Annotated in this window: 12 protein-coding genes; all 12 read left to right on the top strand. The window is 34.1% G+C overall.

Translation table 11 applies throughout. The features are described from left to right. Positions 1 to 191: 191 nt before the first annotated feature. The 12 genes from FJR03_RS00745 (at position 192) to FJR03_RS00690 (ending at position 17,392) form a co-directional block, all read left to right on the top strand. The gene (locus FJR03_RS00745; protein WP_193113776.1) at positions 192 to 446 is read left to right on the top strand and encodes a ComEA family DNA-binding protein; all 255 of its coding nucleotides are present in this window, start codon (positions 192 to 194) and stop codon (positions 444 to 446) included. Next, positions 427 to 2,109 (top strand): CotH kinase family protein, encoded by a 1,683-nt coding sequence (locus tag FJR03_RS00740; RefSeq protein WP_226962211.1) that lies wholly within the window; start codon positions 427 to 429, stop codon positions 2,107 to 2,109. Before FJR03_RS00745 ends, FJR03_RS00740 begins: the two co-directional genes overlap by 20 nt. Further along, a complete protein-coding gene (locus FJR03_RS00735; protein WP_193113774.1) occupies positions 2,099 to 3,583 on the top strand; it encodes a DUF3616 domain-containing protein in 1,485 nt (494 codons plus the stop codon). The genes FJR03_RS00740 and FJR03_RS00735 overlap by 11 nt, the downstream gene beginning before the upstream one ends. Beyond that, positions 3,580 to 4,863 (top strand): OprO/OprP family phosphate-selective porin, encoded by a 1,284-nt coding sequence (locus tag FJR03_RS00730; protein WP_193113773.1) that lies wholly within the window; start codon positions 3,580 to 3,582, stop codon positions 4,861 to 4,863. Before FJR03_RS00735 ends, FJR03_RS00730 begins: the two co-directional genes overlap by 4 nt. A gap of 39 nt (positions 4,864 to 4,902) precedes the next feature. After that, entirely contained in the window at positions 4,903 to 5,418 is a 516-nt protein-coding gene (locus FJR03_RS00725; RefSeq protein ID WP_193113772.1) for a hypothetical protein, read from the top strand. Next, positions 5,418 to 6,779 carry a PelD GGDEF domain-containing protein gene (locus FJR03_RS00720; RefSeq protein ID WP_193113771.1) on the top strand — a complete coding sequence of 454 codons (1,362 nt, stop codon included), beginning with the start codon at positions 5,418 to 5,420 and terminating at the stop codon, positions 6,777 to 6,779. The genes FJR03_RS00725 and FJR03_RS00720 overlap by 1 nt, the downstream gene beginning before the upstream one ends. Positions 6,780 to 6,846: 67 nt before the next feature. Then, positions 6,847 to 7,881, top strand: a complete 1,035-nt coding sequence (locus FJR03_RS00715) for a hypothetical protein (protein WP_193113770.1) — start codon at positions 6,847 to 6,849, stop codon at positions 7,879 to 7,881. 1 nt (position 7,882) lies between these two features. Beyond that, positions 7,883 to 9,601, top strand: coding sequence for a GT4 family glycosyltransferase PelF (pelF, locus tag FJR03_RS00710; protein ID WP_193113769.1), 1,719 nt, complete (start codon positions 7,883 to 7,885; stop codon positions 9,599 to 9,601). Continuing rightward, the gene (gene pelG / locus FJR03_RS00705) at positions 9,601 to 10,974 is read left to right on the top strand and encodes an exopolysaccharide Pel transporter PelG (protein ID WP_193113768.1); all 1,374 of its coding nucleotides are present in this window, start codon (positions 9,601 to 9,603) and stop codon (positions 10,972 to 10,974) included. The genes pelF and pelG overlap by 1 nt, the downstream gene beginning before the upstream one ends. Continuing rightward, on the top strand, positions 10,952 to 13,513 hold the full coding sequence (locus FJR03_RS00700; protein ID WP_193113767.1) for a polysaccharide deacetylase family protein: 2,562 nt from the start codon (positions 10,952 to 10,954) through the stop codon (positions 13,511 to 13,513). Before pelG ends, FJR03_RS00700 begins: the two co-directional genes overlap by 23 nt. Next, on the top strand, positions 13,497 to 14,552 hold the full coding sequence (locus FJR03_RS00695) for a hypothetical protein (protein ID WP_193113766.1): 1,056 nt from the start codon (positions 13,497 to 13,499) through the stop codon (positions 14,550 to 14,552). Before FJR03_RS00700 ends, FJR03_RS00695 begins: the two co-directional genes overlap by 17 nt. Further along, entirely contained in the window at positions 14,549 to 17,392 is a 2,844-nt protein-coding gene (locus FJR03_RS00690) for a tetratricopeptide repeat protein (protein ID WP_193113765.1), read from the top strand. The genes FJR03_RS00695 and FJR03_RS00690 overlap by 4 nt, the downstream gene beginning before the upstream one ends.

Here is a 17,392-nt window from a genome sequence, read left to right as displayed (position 1 = left end):
ACAACCCTGCCCATCTTTTATATTGTTTTGGGCAGGGAGCTTTTTACTCCAACAAATAAATAAACAACACTTTTTCAACACTTTCTTTTTTTATAATTTCAGTTCTTCAATTTTTTTTGTAATATTATATTTTATTACAATATATTTTTGGTATAATGACTAATTGCTCAATCACCTTTTGGAGGTTTTAAATGAAATTTTTCCTTCTTTTATCGTTATTAACAAGTTTATTATTTGCAGTAGTAGACATCAATACTGCAACTGTCGAAGAATTAGCCTCACTCAAAGATATAGGAGTAAAAAAAGCCAAAAGAATTATTAAATACAGAGAAGAACACGGTTGTTTCAAAGATCTAAAAGAGTTTAAAAAAGTAAAAGGGATCAAGAAAAAAACAATAAAGAAAAATAAAGGGAACATAGTTGTTAGTGAATGTAAAAAACCGTAAGTTTTTCTTAGGAAAACTTCTTTTCATTACTATTGTTTCAATTTTTCTTTCTGCTTGTAAAAGTAATAATAATGTACATAAAACACCATCTTTTACAGGGGATATTTCAGATAATGAAAGCTGGTATGCTCTCCCATTAGATTCACGTATGTCTGTCACACAAAGCAGTGCTCCCGTTTCAGGTATCAACTCTTCATTAGTTGATATGGATATATATATTCCTATTCCAAATAGTAGCCTGTGTGTACCTTGGGATGATTTAACCGCTCCGGCAAGACCATGTACTCTTGACGATGTTGATCATGATATTGAAGGAGATGATGACTACGAACCTGTATTAAACGCAACTTTATCAACAGGTAGTTTTAGTGGTGTAGGTGAATTTAAAATTCGCGGGAATTACTCAAGAACACTTGCTCAAAAATCTTATTCAATGCGATTAGATTCTGATATCAACCTGCTCGATTATCAAAGAAAATTTCAATTAAACAAACACCTTTCTGACTCTTCAAGAATTCGTAACAAACTTGCATACGATCTTATTCGCGCTATTCCCAATTTAACAAGTTTAAAAACACAGTTTGTCCATCTGTCTGTTACAGATGATGTTAACGGTACTATAGATTATGGTCTTTATACACATGTAGAAGCTTTAAGAGAGGAATTTTTAATTAACCGCGGATGGAATAAAGATGATAATCTTTACAATGCAAACAATTTTTTATTTGATGAATGGGCTTTAGAAAATCTCCAGACAGATGAAGATGGCGACCCTCTAAATGAAGCAAACTTCAATACATTTTTAGAGATAAAAGCGGGTAAAGACCACCGTATGATTTCAGAGATGCTAAGAGCTGTTAACAGTGACCAAGATATTGATAGTGTTGTCGCTACCTATTTTAGTCGTGATAACTATATAACTTGGATAGCACTCAACCTTGTTCTTGGGAATCAGGATGTGAGTTATCATAACTATTTTCTTTACAACCCTATTTACGGTAAAAAGTTCTATTTTGTCCCTTGGGATTATGACGGTGCCTGGTCATCAACACAGTATTTAGGAAAAGCGGAATATGGTATAGCTGTTTTAATGGAAGTACCTCTGCATAGAAAGTTTTTACGTATTCAAAAGAACAGAGATGATGTTTATGCTATGGCTGAAAAACTAAGAACAGACTATATAACAAACATTAGAATGCAAGAGCTGATTGATTCTTATGAAAGTTCTGTTTTACAAGCTGAACCAACTATCTCTTCATGGAGAACAAAAGCTGAAGAGTTGATCCCGCAAGTTGATACAAACATCGCACTCTATAAAAGTGTTATAGGGCATCCTATGCCATTTTATGAGAGAGCTTCATATAGTAATGGAACTTTTAGTGCAGACTGGGACGTATCAGAAGACTTTGAAGGGGATGCAATAGTATATGATCTCAATGTATCGAGTGATTACGACTTCAACACAACTGTTCTTTCAGAACAGAATCTTACCGGGTTAAATTACACAAATAATACACTTAACCTTGCTCCAGGGACATACTATATGAAAGTTACTTCTAGAGAGCTAGACGATCCTACACACTATCAAGAAGCGTTTAACAGATTACGCGATCCTGCTGATACCAAAACAATATACGGAACGGTGGCTTTCGATGTACAATAACGAACCGACACAAGAAGCCGTTAGTACTAATGTAAAAGCTAAAAAGAAAAAAGCACCTAATCTAGTATCTACTTTTTTTAGAAATGCGTTGCGTTCAAATTTAGATCTTACATCTTTAGCAGACACAAAAGCGGGTATCTTAATCTCGCTTAACGGTTTTATCTTAACGGTTAGTGTGACGGCTTCAAGTTTTACGGTACATTCAAAGCTTATGACTTATGCGTTTATTTCGATCATCTTAACCTCTCTTGGCTCGATCATCTTAGCTGTATTGTCTGTTAAGCCTAGAACAAAAAACAAACTAGTAAATAAAGAGTTTCTAGAGGATTATCACAGCCTTCTTTATTATCAGGATATGGCAGATATGTCTCCTATAGAGTACCACAGCTCAATGAATAAAGCTTTAAAAAGTTCTAAGAGATCTAAAACAGAGATGATCAGTCATCTCCATATCTTGGGTGCAGAGATCAAGAAGAAATATTTTTGGCTAAAGTACGCTTATACATTTTTTTCTACAGGACTTATACTCACAGCTTCCCTTATCGTATATGCACTTATGAATGAGAGTCAAAAAGTTTCCACTTCACAAAAAGAAAAAGAGTATTTTGTAGGAAAGTTTTACAATATTTTCGAGCCTTCGGGTGCAACTACGGTTGAGAAGAACAAAGTACTCATAGTAGAAGATGAAAGCAGCAGCAGACCACTAAAACTGATCACATTTGATGAAGAAAATCAAGTAGTAGAGATAGGGGATCTTCATATCCCTAAAAAAATCAAAAAAAGCTTCAAAAAAGAGATAGAAGATCTTGAAGCGATCACATCAAATGGCAATATTGTTTATGCAATTACATCCCATTCACTCAACCGTTCAAATGAACAAAAAAAAGCACGTGAAAAACTTCTTATGTTTCATTATGAGGATGAATCTATTATCGATATGGAAGTTTACAATCATCTAAAAGATGAGCTTATTGCTCTTGAAGCAAATCTTTTTGGAGATAAACTACTTGGATACAATGCAATCAACATCGAGGGGTTAACAGTTGATACAACTGACAACTCCCTCGTACTTGGTTTTAGAGCCCCTTTACATAATGCCAAAGCAATTATTTTAGCTATCAAAAATCCTAAAGAGCTTTTTACAAAGAATCCTCCAAAACCTCTTTTTAAAGAGCCTCTTTATATTGATCTAAACGGCCTTGGGATACGTGGCATCAAATATGATGAACAAAAAAACGGCTATTGGATCATAGCAGGTGATGCAGGACAAAGAACATCTAAGTTTCAACTCTACTTTTTAGATAAAAATACGCAAAAGGCCTCTTTAGTAAAAAAAGATTTAGATGTAGGGCATTCTGAAGGGATAACGATTGTAGAAAACGGAGCAGAGAGATTTTTATTTTGTGTTGAAGATAACGGAGAAGAACCGAACAAAGCTGCAAATTATATTAAAATAGGGATGGATTCACTATGAGATACCTAATACTCTTACTTATCAGTTTCTCCCTTTTTGCAAACAATGATACAAATACAACTCTCGATCTTGATACAACAACTAAAAAAGAGAAAAAGAAGAAAAAAGTAAAATATGTAAAGAAACGCTCACAAGAGTATAAATATCAACAGTATATTGCAAATCTTTCTAACAACAAAAAACCTATAGGGCCTTATGACTATAGATATAGTTTCGGAGCACAGATAAGTTATGACATCGGTTACATCGACCAGGCTGAAGCGATCTCATATGATGAACCGAAACCGTTTTTTGATCACGACTTCAGAAGAGCAAGAATAAGTCACTCAGGAAGTTTTTTCGATAAAAAACTTTTCTATGAGTTGGAGTATAGCCTTATCGAAGATGAAGATCATTACAAAGATTTTTATATTGGATATAAAAATAAACTTCGAGCAATAAACGGTGCTTACAGAATCAAAGCCGGAAACCTGAAAGTTCCTTTCTCTCTATACAGATATTCAACTTCTAAAAACCTCTCTTTTATGGAGAGACCACTGGGAGATGATGCTTTTTCAATCCCTAGAAAGCTAGGTGTAGAGTTACTTATAAACAGTAAACTTGATCGACATCTGTTTAGTTTATTTGTTTGTGGGTTTACAAACTCTATAGATGAAAGAAAAGAGAATGAGATAAACAAACCGGGAGCTTCACTAAGGGCTACATATACTTATAAAGCCTCCAAAAGAGAGCTACTCCATCTTGGTTTTGGAGCCCTGCAGCAAGATTATAAAAATGAAGACTTGCGCTATAGACAAAACTCAGAATCAAGTATATTAGATGATAAATATGTCTCTGTACGAATTAGAGATGTCAACGATCTCTTAAACAAAAACTTCGATCTATTATTTATTAATCATAAATACTCTTTACAAGCAGGATATACAACATCTGATATCTCTGCAGATAAAGATGATTATAGTTTTTACAGTTACTTTATGGAGGGGAGTTATTTTTTACTAGGCAAAGGGAAACGGTTTGATTTTAAAGAATCAAAATTCTCAAAAATCAAACCAAGACAGGATGGTGCTGTAGAGTTAGCACTCAGATATTCTTATATTAATCTCAATGACAAGGATGAACATGGTGGGGAACAAACAAACTACGGTTTTGGAGTTAACTGGTACATCAATGATGAAACTAAGGTGATGACTGAATATATTATGGCATTACCAAAAGATACTGATGATTATGACGGGTTGATAAATATCTACCAAATGAGAATACAATTTGCTTTTTAAAATTTAAAGAGCTTTATCTAACTAAGAAAGGAATTTAGGATGTTAAGAAATGTATTATTAGCAGCATTTGCAATGTTGTTTATAGGTTGTACAAGTAATGTGATCGTCACGACACCAAAAAAACTGCCGGCGGTATATGAAGATGTAAATGAAACTCATCAACAAAAAAACAGTGTAACTGTGGCTATATTCCGTTTAGAAAACTATACGGATACTCCAAGAGCAGGTATGAGAGCTTCTAATATTTTAGAAGGGATCTTAAAAGCAAAGGGATACAAAATTGTTTCATATGTAAATGATAAAACATACTCATTAAAAAAAGCTGCTAAAAAAGCGAAAGATGATGATGCTAAATACTTTATTTACGGTGGTGTTAGTGAGTGGAGATATAAAACAGGTATTGATGGGGAACCGGCTGTAAGTATTCAAGTAAGTTTATATAAAACAAAAAATAAAAAACTTGTTTGGAGTGCTACTGGTTCAGACAGTGACTGGGGTAATGGTTCTATAGGAACAACTGCTCAAGACTTACTAATGGAGATGGTTGAAAGATAATGGCAAAACATACACAAAGAGTACAGGAAAAATCAACACAAGATCTTTTAAGAGAGTATATACACAAATACGCTTATATTGAGACACTTATACTTGTTACTCTTTATGTAGCTATTGGTTATTTAATCAACTCTGGAGATCCATGTTTACTAAGTTATAAGGTACCATACCTTGTAATATTATTAGCTATTATTACCCTTTTTCATGGTTTTGAAAATGGTGTTTTTGCTGTGAGTATTATCTCACTTGCTATCTGGGTATTTTACCCCTCTTTTCAATATGTGGACTTCTTGATAGCATTACTGATGACTTTAATCTTTAGTCAATTTCACTATTTTTGGAACTCACGGATTAAAGAAGCAGAAGTTGAATCAAGCTATAAGTCAGATAAACTTTCTGAACTTTCCCGTGCTTTTTACACGCTAAAAATTTCGCACGATCAGTTAGAGAAAAACTATGTAATTAAGCCTATGAGTATCCGTAATTCAATTAATCACATTGTCCATACAAACGAGATGATATTACTTGATGATACTATTGAAAACAAAGCTTATGAATATAACAACAACTTTTTAAAACTGATTGAAAAGTCGTTTAGTATGCAAAGCGGTTTGATTCTCTATCTAAAAAACAATGCAACTGATATGAGCTTCAATAAAGATACGGTAGAGCTTATTACTATCAATATCAAAGAGACTTTAGAAGTTGAAAAACTGTTACAAAACTATCTTGTTGATAAAGCAATTGCGAGAAAATCACCTGTCTATGTAAGTGATGAATCGGGTGAACCAAGTATATTTAATGAAGAGCTTGAAAATAAATATATAGGTGCTATTCCGGCGGTTATAAACGGAAAAGTAGTTTCTGTCCTTGTAATAGAAAAAATGCCTTTTATGTTTTTTAATAGAGAGAACCTTACATCAATCACGATTTTACATGAATATTTTTCTATTGAAAACAGAAAAGCTGCTCTTTCAAAATCTCTTGAGGGATTTGAACTTTTAGAGGATAAAGATTTTAAATTTGAGATAGCAAGACTCAAAGATCTCAACAATAACTTTAAAGTGAACTCTGTCATCTTGGTTTTACGAATAGATAATGAGCTGCAAACTGCAAGAGTGTACCAAAAAGTTGAACGTATGCTCCGTGCTCTTGATATGATTACACTAGTGCATAATGAAGATTATTATTACATCACTCTCCTTCTACCTCTACATGATAAAGCAGCGGCACAAGGTTTGTTAAAAAGACTGCAATCTACTTTAGAGGATGAAAAAGATAAAGATTTTGAGTATATGAGTTTTGATATGACTCAACTACCACTTCTTTCAAAATATTATCGAGAAGACTATGGAAAATAAATTATTCACCCAATTTGATTTATACTTTTTTTTAATATTAGCTGTACACACACTTATTAGTTTAGTATTGGCTTTTATTCTTGCAAAATATGTACAAAAAAGGTTTATTTCAAGTTCTTATAAAGTGAATAAACAAGATCTCCATAGACTGCAAGCTATTGTGGATGAGAGTAACTTTTATAAAAGATTATTTCGATTCTCGTTGCATAAAAACAACTTCAGATCAAGTTTGCTCTATTTCTTTATATTTATCTTTTCTATGCCTCTTCTTGGCTATGTTACTTCAATAATTTTAGCGAGATTGATGGTACAGATGGAATATGCTGAAAAGATTTCAAATACAAATATATTGAACCTTGATGAGTTTGGTATATCGTTTTTAGAGGTTGAAAGAGTTTTTGGAGAAGGTTCTCTCAACGATCTAATTCATAGTAAATATGCACCAAAATCAAAAAAATTAAGAGCACTGAACGTTCTTTCTACAAATATCTCTCCGGCAAACTTAAGGATTATCAAGCAAACACTCTCAAGTACTGATGATGAGATCAGAATGTTTGGATATGCCATTATCGATAAAGCTGAAAAACGTCTGGCAAAAAATATAAATAAAGAGCTTGAAAAACTCAAAGCTGCCGATAGTTCCCATAATCTTCAAGATGCAGCAGAAGCAGCAAAAGAGCTGGCTTTTTTATATTGGGAACTTCTTTATACGGAGCTTTCACATGAAAGCCTTAATGAAGAGTTTTTAGATCAAGTAGAGATTTATGCCTTGATATCTAGACGTCACTACCTTATCTTACTGGATGAGTCAGTAGAGGAGAACTCGCAAGAACAACTAGAAATTATCAATACATTATCAAAACTACACCTCCTACTTGGTCGTGTATATATGAAAAACGGAGCATATGAACAAGCCCTTACCGAATTTACGGTTGCACAAGAGCTTCTAGAGAATGATGCAAGTTTTGTATTGCCATATATGGCAGAGATCTATTTCTTAATGGGTAAATACAATATAGTTGCTTCAATTTTATCAAAATTAGAAAGTTTGAGTATTAACTCTACAATTCACCCAATTTTAGAACAATGGAAGAGAGCGTAAAATGCCACATAATATTCAATTTCCAAAAAGTGACAATGTTGATATCATGCTTTTTTCCGAGGGAACTTACCCTTACATAAAAGGTGGAGTTTCAAGCTGGTTATTACAGCTTATGAAAGGGTTGCCGCAATTTACATTTGGTGTTTGCTTTATAGGTGCTCAAGATACTATCGACGGGAAAAAGATGAAAATCAGTTATGAATTCCCTCCTAACTTAAAACATCTCGAAGTACATTACCTTTTTGATAATGAAGATACACCCCCTGCAAAAAAAATAGAGGGCGATGAAAAAGGGTTTGAAGCGATTCGAGAACTCTATAAAGGACTCAAAGGGGATAAATTTGAGATTCCGAAAATGTTGCAAGATGTCTCTTTCTATACACAAGATGTCACATTTGAAGACTTTTTGTTCTCAAAAAAAGCTTGGCAGTTTATAGATGAAGTATATACAAAAAACTGCCCGGATGTTCCGTTTATTGACTATTTCTGGACATTAAGAAATATCCATAAGCCTATATGGATACTTGCTAATATTGTCGATAAACTGCCTAAAGCAAAAATATTTCATTCACCTTCAACTGGATATGCAGGATTTTTAGGAGCCCTCTCCTCTTACCATACAAACAGACCCTTTCTTTTAACTGAACACGGGATCTATACAAGAGAAAGAAAAATTGATATGTTCTCGGCTGACTGGATTGAATTTAAAAAACCTAGTTTATTACAACAACCTGAAGAGTATAACTATATTAAGCGTATGTGGGTAAACTTCTTCGATAAAATTGGAATGTTTTGTTACGATCGTTCCAACTATACCCTCTCACTTTTTTCGGGTGCACAGAAGATTCAAGTAAGTTACGGTGCAAATGAAAATAAAACACTGGTTATCCCCAACGGTGTTGATGTTGAAGGTCTAGCAGAGACAATGAAAGAGCGTCTTGAAACTCCAAGACCTATTATTACACTTATCGGTAGGGTTGTACCTATTAAAGATATTAAAACTTTTATTCGTGCTATCAAGATAGCCTCTATGACTATTCCAAATATTGAAGGATGGATCGTAGGACCGGTTGAAGAGGATGCAGAGTATTTTGATGAGTGTCAACAGATGGCCATATCTCTTGGTTTAAAACACAAAAAACAAATGTTTCAAAATAATAAAAGTGAAATGTCTTTAGATGAAATAGTTTCACATAGAGATAAGATCAAATTTTTTGGACACAGTAATGTTAAAGAGATTTTACCGAAATCGGCACTACAAACACTCTCTTCAATCAGTGAGGGGATGCCGTTGGTTATCTTAGAAGGTTTTGCTGCAGGTGTACCTTGTGTTGCAACCGATGTTGGAAGTTGTCGTGATTTAATAGAAGGCGGTATAGATGACGAGGATAAAGCCTTAGGATTTGCTGGTGCAATTACCGGTATTGCAAATCCTGATGAGCTTGCATCTCAATATATCAAGTTTTTGAATTTCGAAAACGGCTTATGGAAAAGAGCTCAAGAGACTGGTTTAAAACGTGTAAAAAAATACTACTCTCAAGCATCTTTTTTACAACAGTATGCAGCTCTATACAACGAAGCAAAAGATCTTACCTGGGATGAATTGGCAGAGATAGTTTTCCCTTACTATATGCCAAAATCGGCTCCATATCCTAAAGTGATGTTAAAAAGATTCTCAATCAATAAATTCTTGACAAATCTACCTAAAAGGGGTCTATAATGGCGGGCATTGGATTTGAACTTAGAAAAATACTGCGTGAAGATAGACTTCTTTCACTCGGTAAAGTATATGGGTACTCAGCGATACTCAGTTCTGGACCGTGGGTTATATCGATCATAGCAATTATCCTAGTAGGTTTTATCAACCTTTCACACTTTGGTGAAGTGAAAGATGCCTTTAGATTCCAGGTCGTTATCACCTATGCAATCGCTTTGGCATCAAGTTTGATTATTACGGGGATTTTACAGCTTCCTTTTACAAGGTACATTGCCGATCTAATTTTTAGAAATAAAGAGGATGAGATCCTCCCCTCATACTTTGGTGCTATCTTTTTAGCTTGGGGACTCGGTCTTATCTTTATAGTCCCTCTGTATATGTGGGTATTTAGCGATATGCCACCTTCATTTATTGTCGGCACCGTACTTACTTTCTTAGTACTTTGTGGGGTATGGATCTCTAGTATATTAGCAGCTAGTTTAAAATACTATTCACAAGTTGTTTGGGCATACCTTCTTTCATACACTTTTATTGTTGCGGTTTCATATGCATACGGAAGCTCTATAGAGATGCTTGTATATATCTTTTTTACCGGGAATGCTATCCTTTTTACAATACTGATGAGCCTTATTATTAAGAGTTATCCCTCTACAATATTTATGAAGCTAAACTTCTTTTTAGATCATAACTTTTACTGGTCACTAGGTATTGCAGGTCTTAGTTATAACCTTGGTGCGTGGATAGACAAATTTATCTTTTGGTACCACCCTGCAACCGGACATGCTATTATCGGTAAGCTACATGCCTCAGTTGTATATGATATGCCTATCTTCTTGGCATACTTATCTATTTTGCCCGGTATGGCTATCTTTTTCTTTAGACTTGAAGCCGATTTTGCTGAAAAGTACGATCTCTACTATGATGCCGTTAGAAGCGGCGGGACTTTAGGACTTATCAAAAAATATAAAAACGATATGACTTCAATCGTAAGACATGCAATCCATGAGATTATCATGGTTCAAGGTATTGTTGATATTATTCTCTTCTTAACAGCAGATAAACTCTTTGCAGCATTAAATATCTCTACCCTTTACCTTGGACTCTTTTATATTTTAACAATTGGAGCTATGTTACAGTTGGCATTTATGTCTATTTTGGCAATATTGTATTATCTTGATCGTAAAAAAGCTGCAATGTGGCTCTCTATCTCGTTCTTTGTTCTAAACGGGCTTTTGACATACTTATCGATCAATATGGGAACGACTATGTTTGGATACGGATATACGATATCTCTGTTAATTGTCTTTACTCTCGGTGTACTTGTTATACGTGAAGAGATGAATAGGTTGAATTATGAAACATTTATGTTACAGTAAAATTATCCTTACGTTTTTCCTTTTTATAGCTACTGCCTATGGTTCGATAAATGACAAAAGTGCCATAGTGTATCTTGGGAAAGAGATCTCCTATCCTATGGTAGGAATCCATGATTATATCATCGTAGATCCTGCAAAAACCAATGTATATACGCATGGTTTTGAGGTGTATAACAATAAAATCTATGCAAAAGTGAATATTGACAGTAGTACCACTCCCCAAAAGTTGCTAGCTGGTCTGATGAAACTCTCAAAAAGTGGATATAAAAACTTCTTTTTTGACGTTCAAAAACCTATAAGCAAGAAAAATTTAACACTGTTTTTAAATAAATTCAGATCTACAAAAACATTTCAAGATGCACATGTAGTAATCCATTTAGATGATCTAGAGCTCCTTGCATCTGTTTCTCGATATATCGATACACTACTTGTATATAACGCATCTGAAGATCCAAAACTTCAAAGTTCTATCAAGTTCTATAAAAACCTCAGTGATGATATTATCGATGTTGAGACTCTTGAGTCCAACAATATAGAAAAGCTCAAAAACTTAGGATTTATCCCATATATTACAACGCCAAGTATGGAGAGTTACGGAAAATCATCGAAAAATGCGATAAAAAGAGAAATTTTGACACTTGTAGATGAGAGTATTGAAGATCGCAAAGAGCTCTCTGCAAGCCGTTATGGAGCTTTACCTTTAGAGTATAACGGATATATTCAGAAACTCTACGATATCCACAATTCACTTCCAGATCCTGAACATATGAATCAATATGCAGGTGTAGTTATTTGGTTGAGTATAGCCTACAAAGACTCTGCAAAATTGGTAACTTGGATAAAAGAGATTCAGTCACAAAATATCCCTGTCGTATTTGCATACGATTTTGGTTTTGACTCATCAAATACATTTTTACAACAGCTAGGTATTAGTGCAATAGATGGAAAAGCCGATGCTACTAAAACTATAGTCCACAGAGATAAGATGATGGATTATGAGATAAAAGTACCAATCAATAAAAATAGATTTTATATCAATCCTCCAGCAGCTTCTAAAGCACTTTTAACATATAAGGACAATTACGGATTAACCTCAACACCTGCAGCGATTACTCCATGGGGCGGTTATGCACTCGGTGATTCATTTTTTATAGAACTTGACGGGGAAAACCTCTGGAGTATTAACCCGTTTATATTTTTTAAAGAGGCGCTACGCTTAAAAGATTTACCTGTTCCAGATACTACAACAGAGAATGGAAGCAGACTCTTTTTTACACATATGGACGGTGACGGTATTTTAAACGGTGTTGAGTTCGATCCTGAGTTTATATCCGGTGATATTATCTATAAAGAGATACTGACAAAATATAAATTTCCACATTCTGTATCTCTTATCGGTGCAGAGATTATGCCCGATGGTATCTATCCAAAAGAATCAAAAAGGCTGTTACAAATAAGTAGAAAGATCTATGCTCTAGATAATGTCGAACCCGCAACACACACTTTTACTCACCCGTTTTTCTGGGGAAAAATAAAAGATGATCAACTCGATGAAAAATATAGACTTCAACCACCGGGATATACCTTTTCTACAGCGTATGAAACATTGGGAATGCTTGATTTTATTCAGGATAAACTTCTTGGTAAAAATTCAGATAAAAAAGCAAAATTAGTATTTTGGAGTGGAGATTGTAATCCTAGGACTGATGCTCTGACATATCTTGCAAAACACCATATTTTAAACATTAACGGTGGAGATACCACTATTAACAATGCAAATCCATGGTTGACTAGAGTAGCCCCTCTTGGTCTTGAGAGAGATGGCTACTATCAAATCTATACAGGTGCAGAAAATGAAAATGTTTTTACAAAAGACTGGATGGGACCGTACTGGGGATTTAAAAAAGTTGTACAAACATTTGAGTTAACAAACTCTCCAAAAAGATTAAAACCTATCAATGTCTATTATCACTTCTATTCAGCTTCAAAAAAAGCGTCGTTAAATGCTGTCCGTTATGTTTTTGACTGGGTATTAAAACAAAAAGATATCATGCCTATATATACCTCTGAATATATTCCAAAAGCTATGGATTTTTGGACAGTTTCTGTTGCTTATGAGGATGGTGTTTGGCTCTATGATGGGATGAGGGATCTTAAAACACTCAGAGTAGAGAAGAAAGATGCCAGTGTAGCACTTCATGACTCAGAGACAATCCTAGGTGTAAACCGTTTTGAGGGGCATACCTATATCGCATTAGACCCTCATACAAAACATAGTTTTAAACTCAATGGTCAAACAATGGATAATTCTGCGTATCTTATTAATTCCAACGGGGAAGTTACAGAGTATATTAACAATCAAAACTCGAAACGATACAAATTCAGTGCAAATGTACCCCTTGAGGTCAAACTGCATATTCCTGAGAACTGTCTAGTAAACGCTATTCCAAAGAGTTCAATTCAAAAACTGAATAGCAAAGAGATGACTCTTAAATACAAATCTAACAAAAAGGCAACTATAGATGTACGATGTCAATAATGAAGAAGCTGTTTATGTTGTCACATACAAAGAACTTCTGTTCACTGTTATAGTCTTTCTTATTATCCTTTTTGCACTCTATCCAAAAGGGATCTTAAAAGATCAAATATCTGCTGATCAGTCTAATTACGATCTCAGTATGATCTATCTAAAAGACCTTTTAGAACACAATCCTAACGATGATTCGTTAAAATTAATTTTATTAGAAAAATATGTACAAGCAGGAGAGATTGAGCACTCTCTCGAGCTTTCTAAAAGCTTACTTCAAAGTAAAAACATATATATTCGAAATAAAGCGATTGTATTAGCTTACCAAACAAAAAAAATAAAATATTTTTCTATTAATGATGAAAAACAACAAAAAGCTCTGCATAATGATCTCAAAAAACTTTTTACAACAATATATACAGAGAAACTTTATAATGACAATGCAGAAAGATGGCATAATGAAGCTGTATTTGTACATAATCCTCAAGCTGCATATTATTTCTTACAGATAATGTTAAAAGATGATCCGACAAACGTAGACCTATTAAGAGAGGGGTATTACCTTTCTTTAAATCTTTACAAAAGAGCTGATTCAATGGAGTTTATCAACTCTTTAGAGAAATATGACACAAGTAATTCTACAAAATGGGCAATGGATAAGTATGATATTTTTATACGCTATAAAGACTATAAAAGTGCCGAAACTATTTTACAGAGATATGCTAAAGACTCAATTGAGATACAGGAGAAACTGGCACAATTTTACCTTATGATTAAAAAATATGAGGCGGCATCAGATACGTATCTAAAGCTCTATTATGTTTCAAAAAATGAAGATCTGCAGGAGCAGTATCTAGTGAAATCTATTAAAGCGCTACAATCGGGCAATCTTTTAAAAGAGGCAGCCAACCTTGTACATCAATATGAATCGAAATACATAGGCAATGTGAAAATGAGAAAGTTTTTCTTACGTATCTATCTAGCTGCAGGGGAACTTGAATATGCATCACAATTATCGAAAAAAATCCTAAGATACGAGAATAAGTTATGATAAAAATAGTTCTAGTATTACTTTTTACTTTTATATCCGTAGTTGCGCAAGCAAACCTTCCAGTTACCCAGCAAACACCGCTTGCAAAGAAAAAGCAGTTACAAACACCCGCTTCCGAAGAGGAAGAGCTTCGTCTAATGGTGCAAGTGTTTTTATATAAAGGTGATGTAGAGAGTGCATTTCAAGTTGCACAAATCGGTTATAATCAACATCCAAATTCTTATTATTGGAATGAAAAAATGGCTACTATATCACAATGGACAGGCCGTTCTGCACGTTCTATGAAACATCTAAAAAAGATGTATCAGCTCAAATACGATCCTAAAATTGAGAAACAACTCATCGAGTATGGAAAATCAACTTACCAATATGAGAGTATAGAACCGCTGGTAAGAAACAGAGTAAGAAAGAACCCTAGTGAAAAGAATGTTGATCTGCTGATCACTATCTATAAAAAAACCGGTTTTCCGGAAAAAGTTATAACTATTTTAGATAAAGAGTATAAAAAAACGAAAAAAACTTTATTGTTGACAAAGGCACTTGAACTCTCTTTAGAATTAGGTGATCTAGAGCTGGCAAAAAAATATGTAGATATTCTCAGTAAAGAAAAACCTTACTCTAAACAAAACAGTGCCCTTATAGCAAAATACTACTATATTTTAAGAGATATCAACACTGCCTATGACTCTCTTACATATGTGAATAACCCTAATATTATTCAAGATAATAATGATACTCATGAAGTACAATATTTTGAACTAAAGAGCGATCTTGGATGGTACCTGCAAAAAAACCTTCCTGCCGCACAAGCATCTAAGATGTTGATTGATATAGATAAAGGGAGATTGTCTGACTATGAAAGAGTTGCTGTAGTTTATCAGGATATCGATCCCCAAATTGCTGCACAAGCAGTAAAAGAAGGCTATATGAAATATAAACTCCCATATATGTTTTTCGGTTATGCAAACGATGCTATCAACAAAAACAAATTTGATGATCTAAACAAACTCTTAACAACAATAGATGAAGAAAATTCACCTCTTACACAAGAGGCTATGTACTGGATCATAAAGTCAAAAGTTTATAACCACTATGAGAAGTATGATCTCGAAGAGATGGCTTTACAAAGAGCACTTTTATTATCTCCGTATGATATAGAAATTAAAACGGCTCTTTTATGGCATTTTATGGATCTGCATGATGTTAAAAATACAAAACTAATCCTTCTGGAGATTGAAGAGAAAAACAATATTTCTCCATCACTTTACTTCACTTTAGCTTCAGCATATTTCTATATCAATAATATTGACAGAGCCTCTTATTATATGAGTCTCCTTGATTTTGAAGAAAACATGATTACACAAAGCGTTGATTATAAGTTTTTACAAGCATATATCTATCAGATACAAAATAGAGATGAGGCTTTCAAGTTGAGAATGAGGGAGATCTTGAAGCTCTTAAGAGAACAAAGAGAAAAAACTCCTAGTCTCAAAAAAGACAATGATCATCTTACAAACTATCTTAGTGCGGCAATGTATGTTATGCGTGCTGATAAATTTGAGAAAAACTTCAAAAAAGCAAAGCCTTATCTCAAACAAAAAAACTATAATGAGTTAGCGTACTCTTGGGCATTGCAAAAAGAGGCACTTGAAAAAAGCCATGAGATTTATACGCAAACACCGACTCCGGAACTATGGATGCAGTTCTCAAACGCAATTGTTTTACAACACCATACAAATATAGAAAATCTGCTTGATCAATATCTCTACGAACTTTCTGCTTCAGATGCTTCTTTCCAGGCAAAAGAGGATGGGCAAATTGCATTGGCACAAACAGTAAACTATAACTTTTTTAATCAGAATCACTATAATAAAAACAACTATATAGAACAGATAGAGCTTAGTAAACTTAGAAGCGATACACTTGATTTAAGACTCTCGAGATATATTAGAGATCCACTTGAACAGCACTATGTGACACTTAAAAACAGCTCTTATATTGGTGATAGCTGGTATATATTGACCGGTTTTGGATACTACAATAACAAATCATCTGATAGTGATATTTTAGTAGATGTTCCAAAAAATACTTATGATGCTACACTCGGCATTAAAAAGGTAACTGAGAGAGCTTCTGTTGAGCTGGATCTTCTCTATAACCATAATATGAGAAACTATCTCTCAGTTCTTTTAAATGCAACATACCAGTTAAGTACTGATTTTACTGCTGGTTTGGAACTAGCAAAAAACAAAAAGGCTGAGGAGAGTACACAGCTCTATCTCGGCGGCAAAAAAGATCTTGTTGCTCCGTCAATAATATATCAAGTTCTCAATTCAACCTCTGTTGAACTTAGATATGAACTTAGTGACTTTTACTCCCAAGACAATGTACATCTTGGAAACGGCAGATATTTTAGTGCAAATATTTCACAACAGTTAAGAAACGGTTATCCTGATCTGCGCTTTGGCGTGTTTTACGATAACGGGATGTATAGTGAACGCTCTGGTTCTAAAGGGATTATCGATCAACTCCAACTAGATCAGTATCAAGTTTTACCAAGCCAGTTTTACAATATAGGGATTAATATCTCGTACGGTTATGCTAATAAAAACCTCTATACTAGAGTTTGGAGACCTTACATTGAATTTTCCCCTTATTATAGCTCTGATATCGGTGATTATACATTTGGTGTCAATGGCGGTATCGGCGGAAAAGTATTTGAACAAGATCATATGAGTATCGGTGCTTCTTATACCGATTCAGTTAACGGTATTGGTGGGAAAGTACTTCAATTCTATATAGACTATCAATTTATGTACACACTCTCAAAGGAGTTCTAG

This window comes from Sulfurimonas marina, from assembly GCF_014905095.1.
Taxonomy (GTDB): domain Bacteria; phylum Campylobacterota; class Campylobacteria; order Campylobacterales; family Sulfurimonadaceae; genus Sulfurimonas; species Sulfurimonas marina.
Note: the sequence above shows the minus strand (reverse complement) of the source record. Positions and strands in the feature narration are given on the sequence as shown.

Coding starts and splice junctions, on each gene's coding strand:
- FJR03_RS00720 (WP_193113771.1), top strand. CDS start 5,418: ATGGCAAAACATACACAAAGAGTACAGGAAAAATCAACACAAGATCTT.
- FJR03_RS00725 (WP_193113772.1), top strand. CDS start 4,903: ATGTTAAGAAATGTATTATTAGCAGCATTTGCAATGTTGTTTATAGGT.
- FJR03_RS00735 (WP_193113774.1), top strand. CDS start 2,099: ATGTACAATAACGAACCGACACAAGAAGCCGTTAGTACTAATGTAAAA.
- FJR03_RS00700 (WP_193113767.1), top strand. CDS start 10,952: ATGAAACATTTATGTTACAGTAAAATTATCCTTACGTTTTTCCTTTTT.
- FJR03_RS00690 (WP_193113765.1), top strand. CDS start 14,549: ATGATAAAAATAGTTCTAGTATTACTTTTTACTTTTATATCCGTAGTT.
- FJR03_RS00745 (WP_193113776.1), top strand. CDS start 192: ATGAAATTTTTCCTTCTTTTATCGTTATTAACAAGTTTATTATTTGCA.
- FJR03_RS00695 (WP_193113766.1), top strand. CDS start 13,497: ATGTACGATGTCAATAATGAAGAAGCTGTTTATGTTGTCACATACAAA.
- pelG (WP_193113768.1), top strand. CDS start 9,601: ATGGCGGGCATTGGATTTGAACTTAGAAAAATACTGCGTGAAGATAGA.
- FJR03_RS00730 (WP_193113773.1), top strand. CDS start 3,580: ATGAGATACCTAATACTCTTACTTATCAGTTTCTCCCTTTTTGCAAAC.
- pelF (WP_193113769.1), top strand. CDS start 7,883: ATGCCACATAATATTCAATTTCCAAAAAGTGACAATGTTGATATCATG.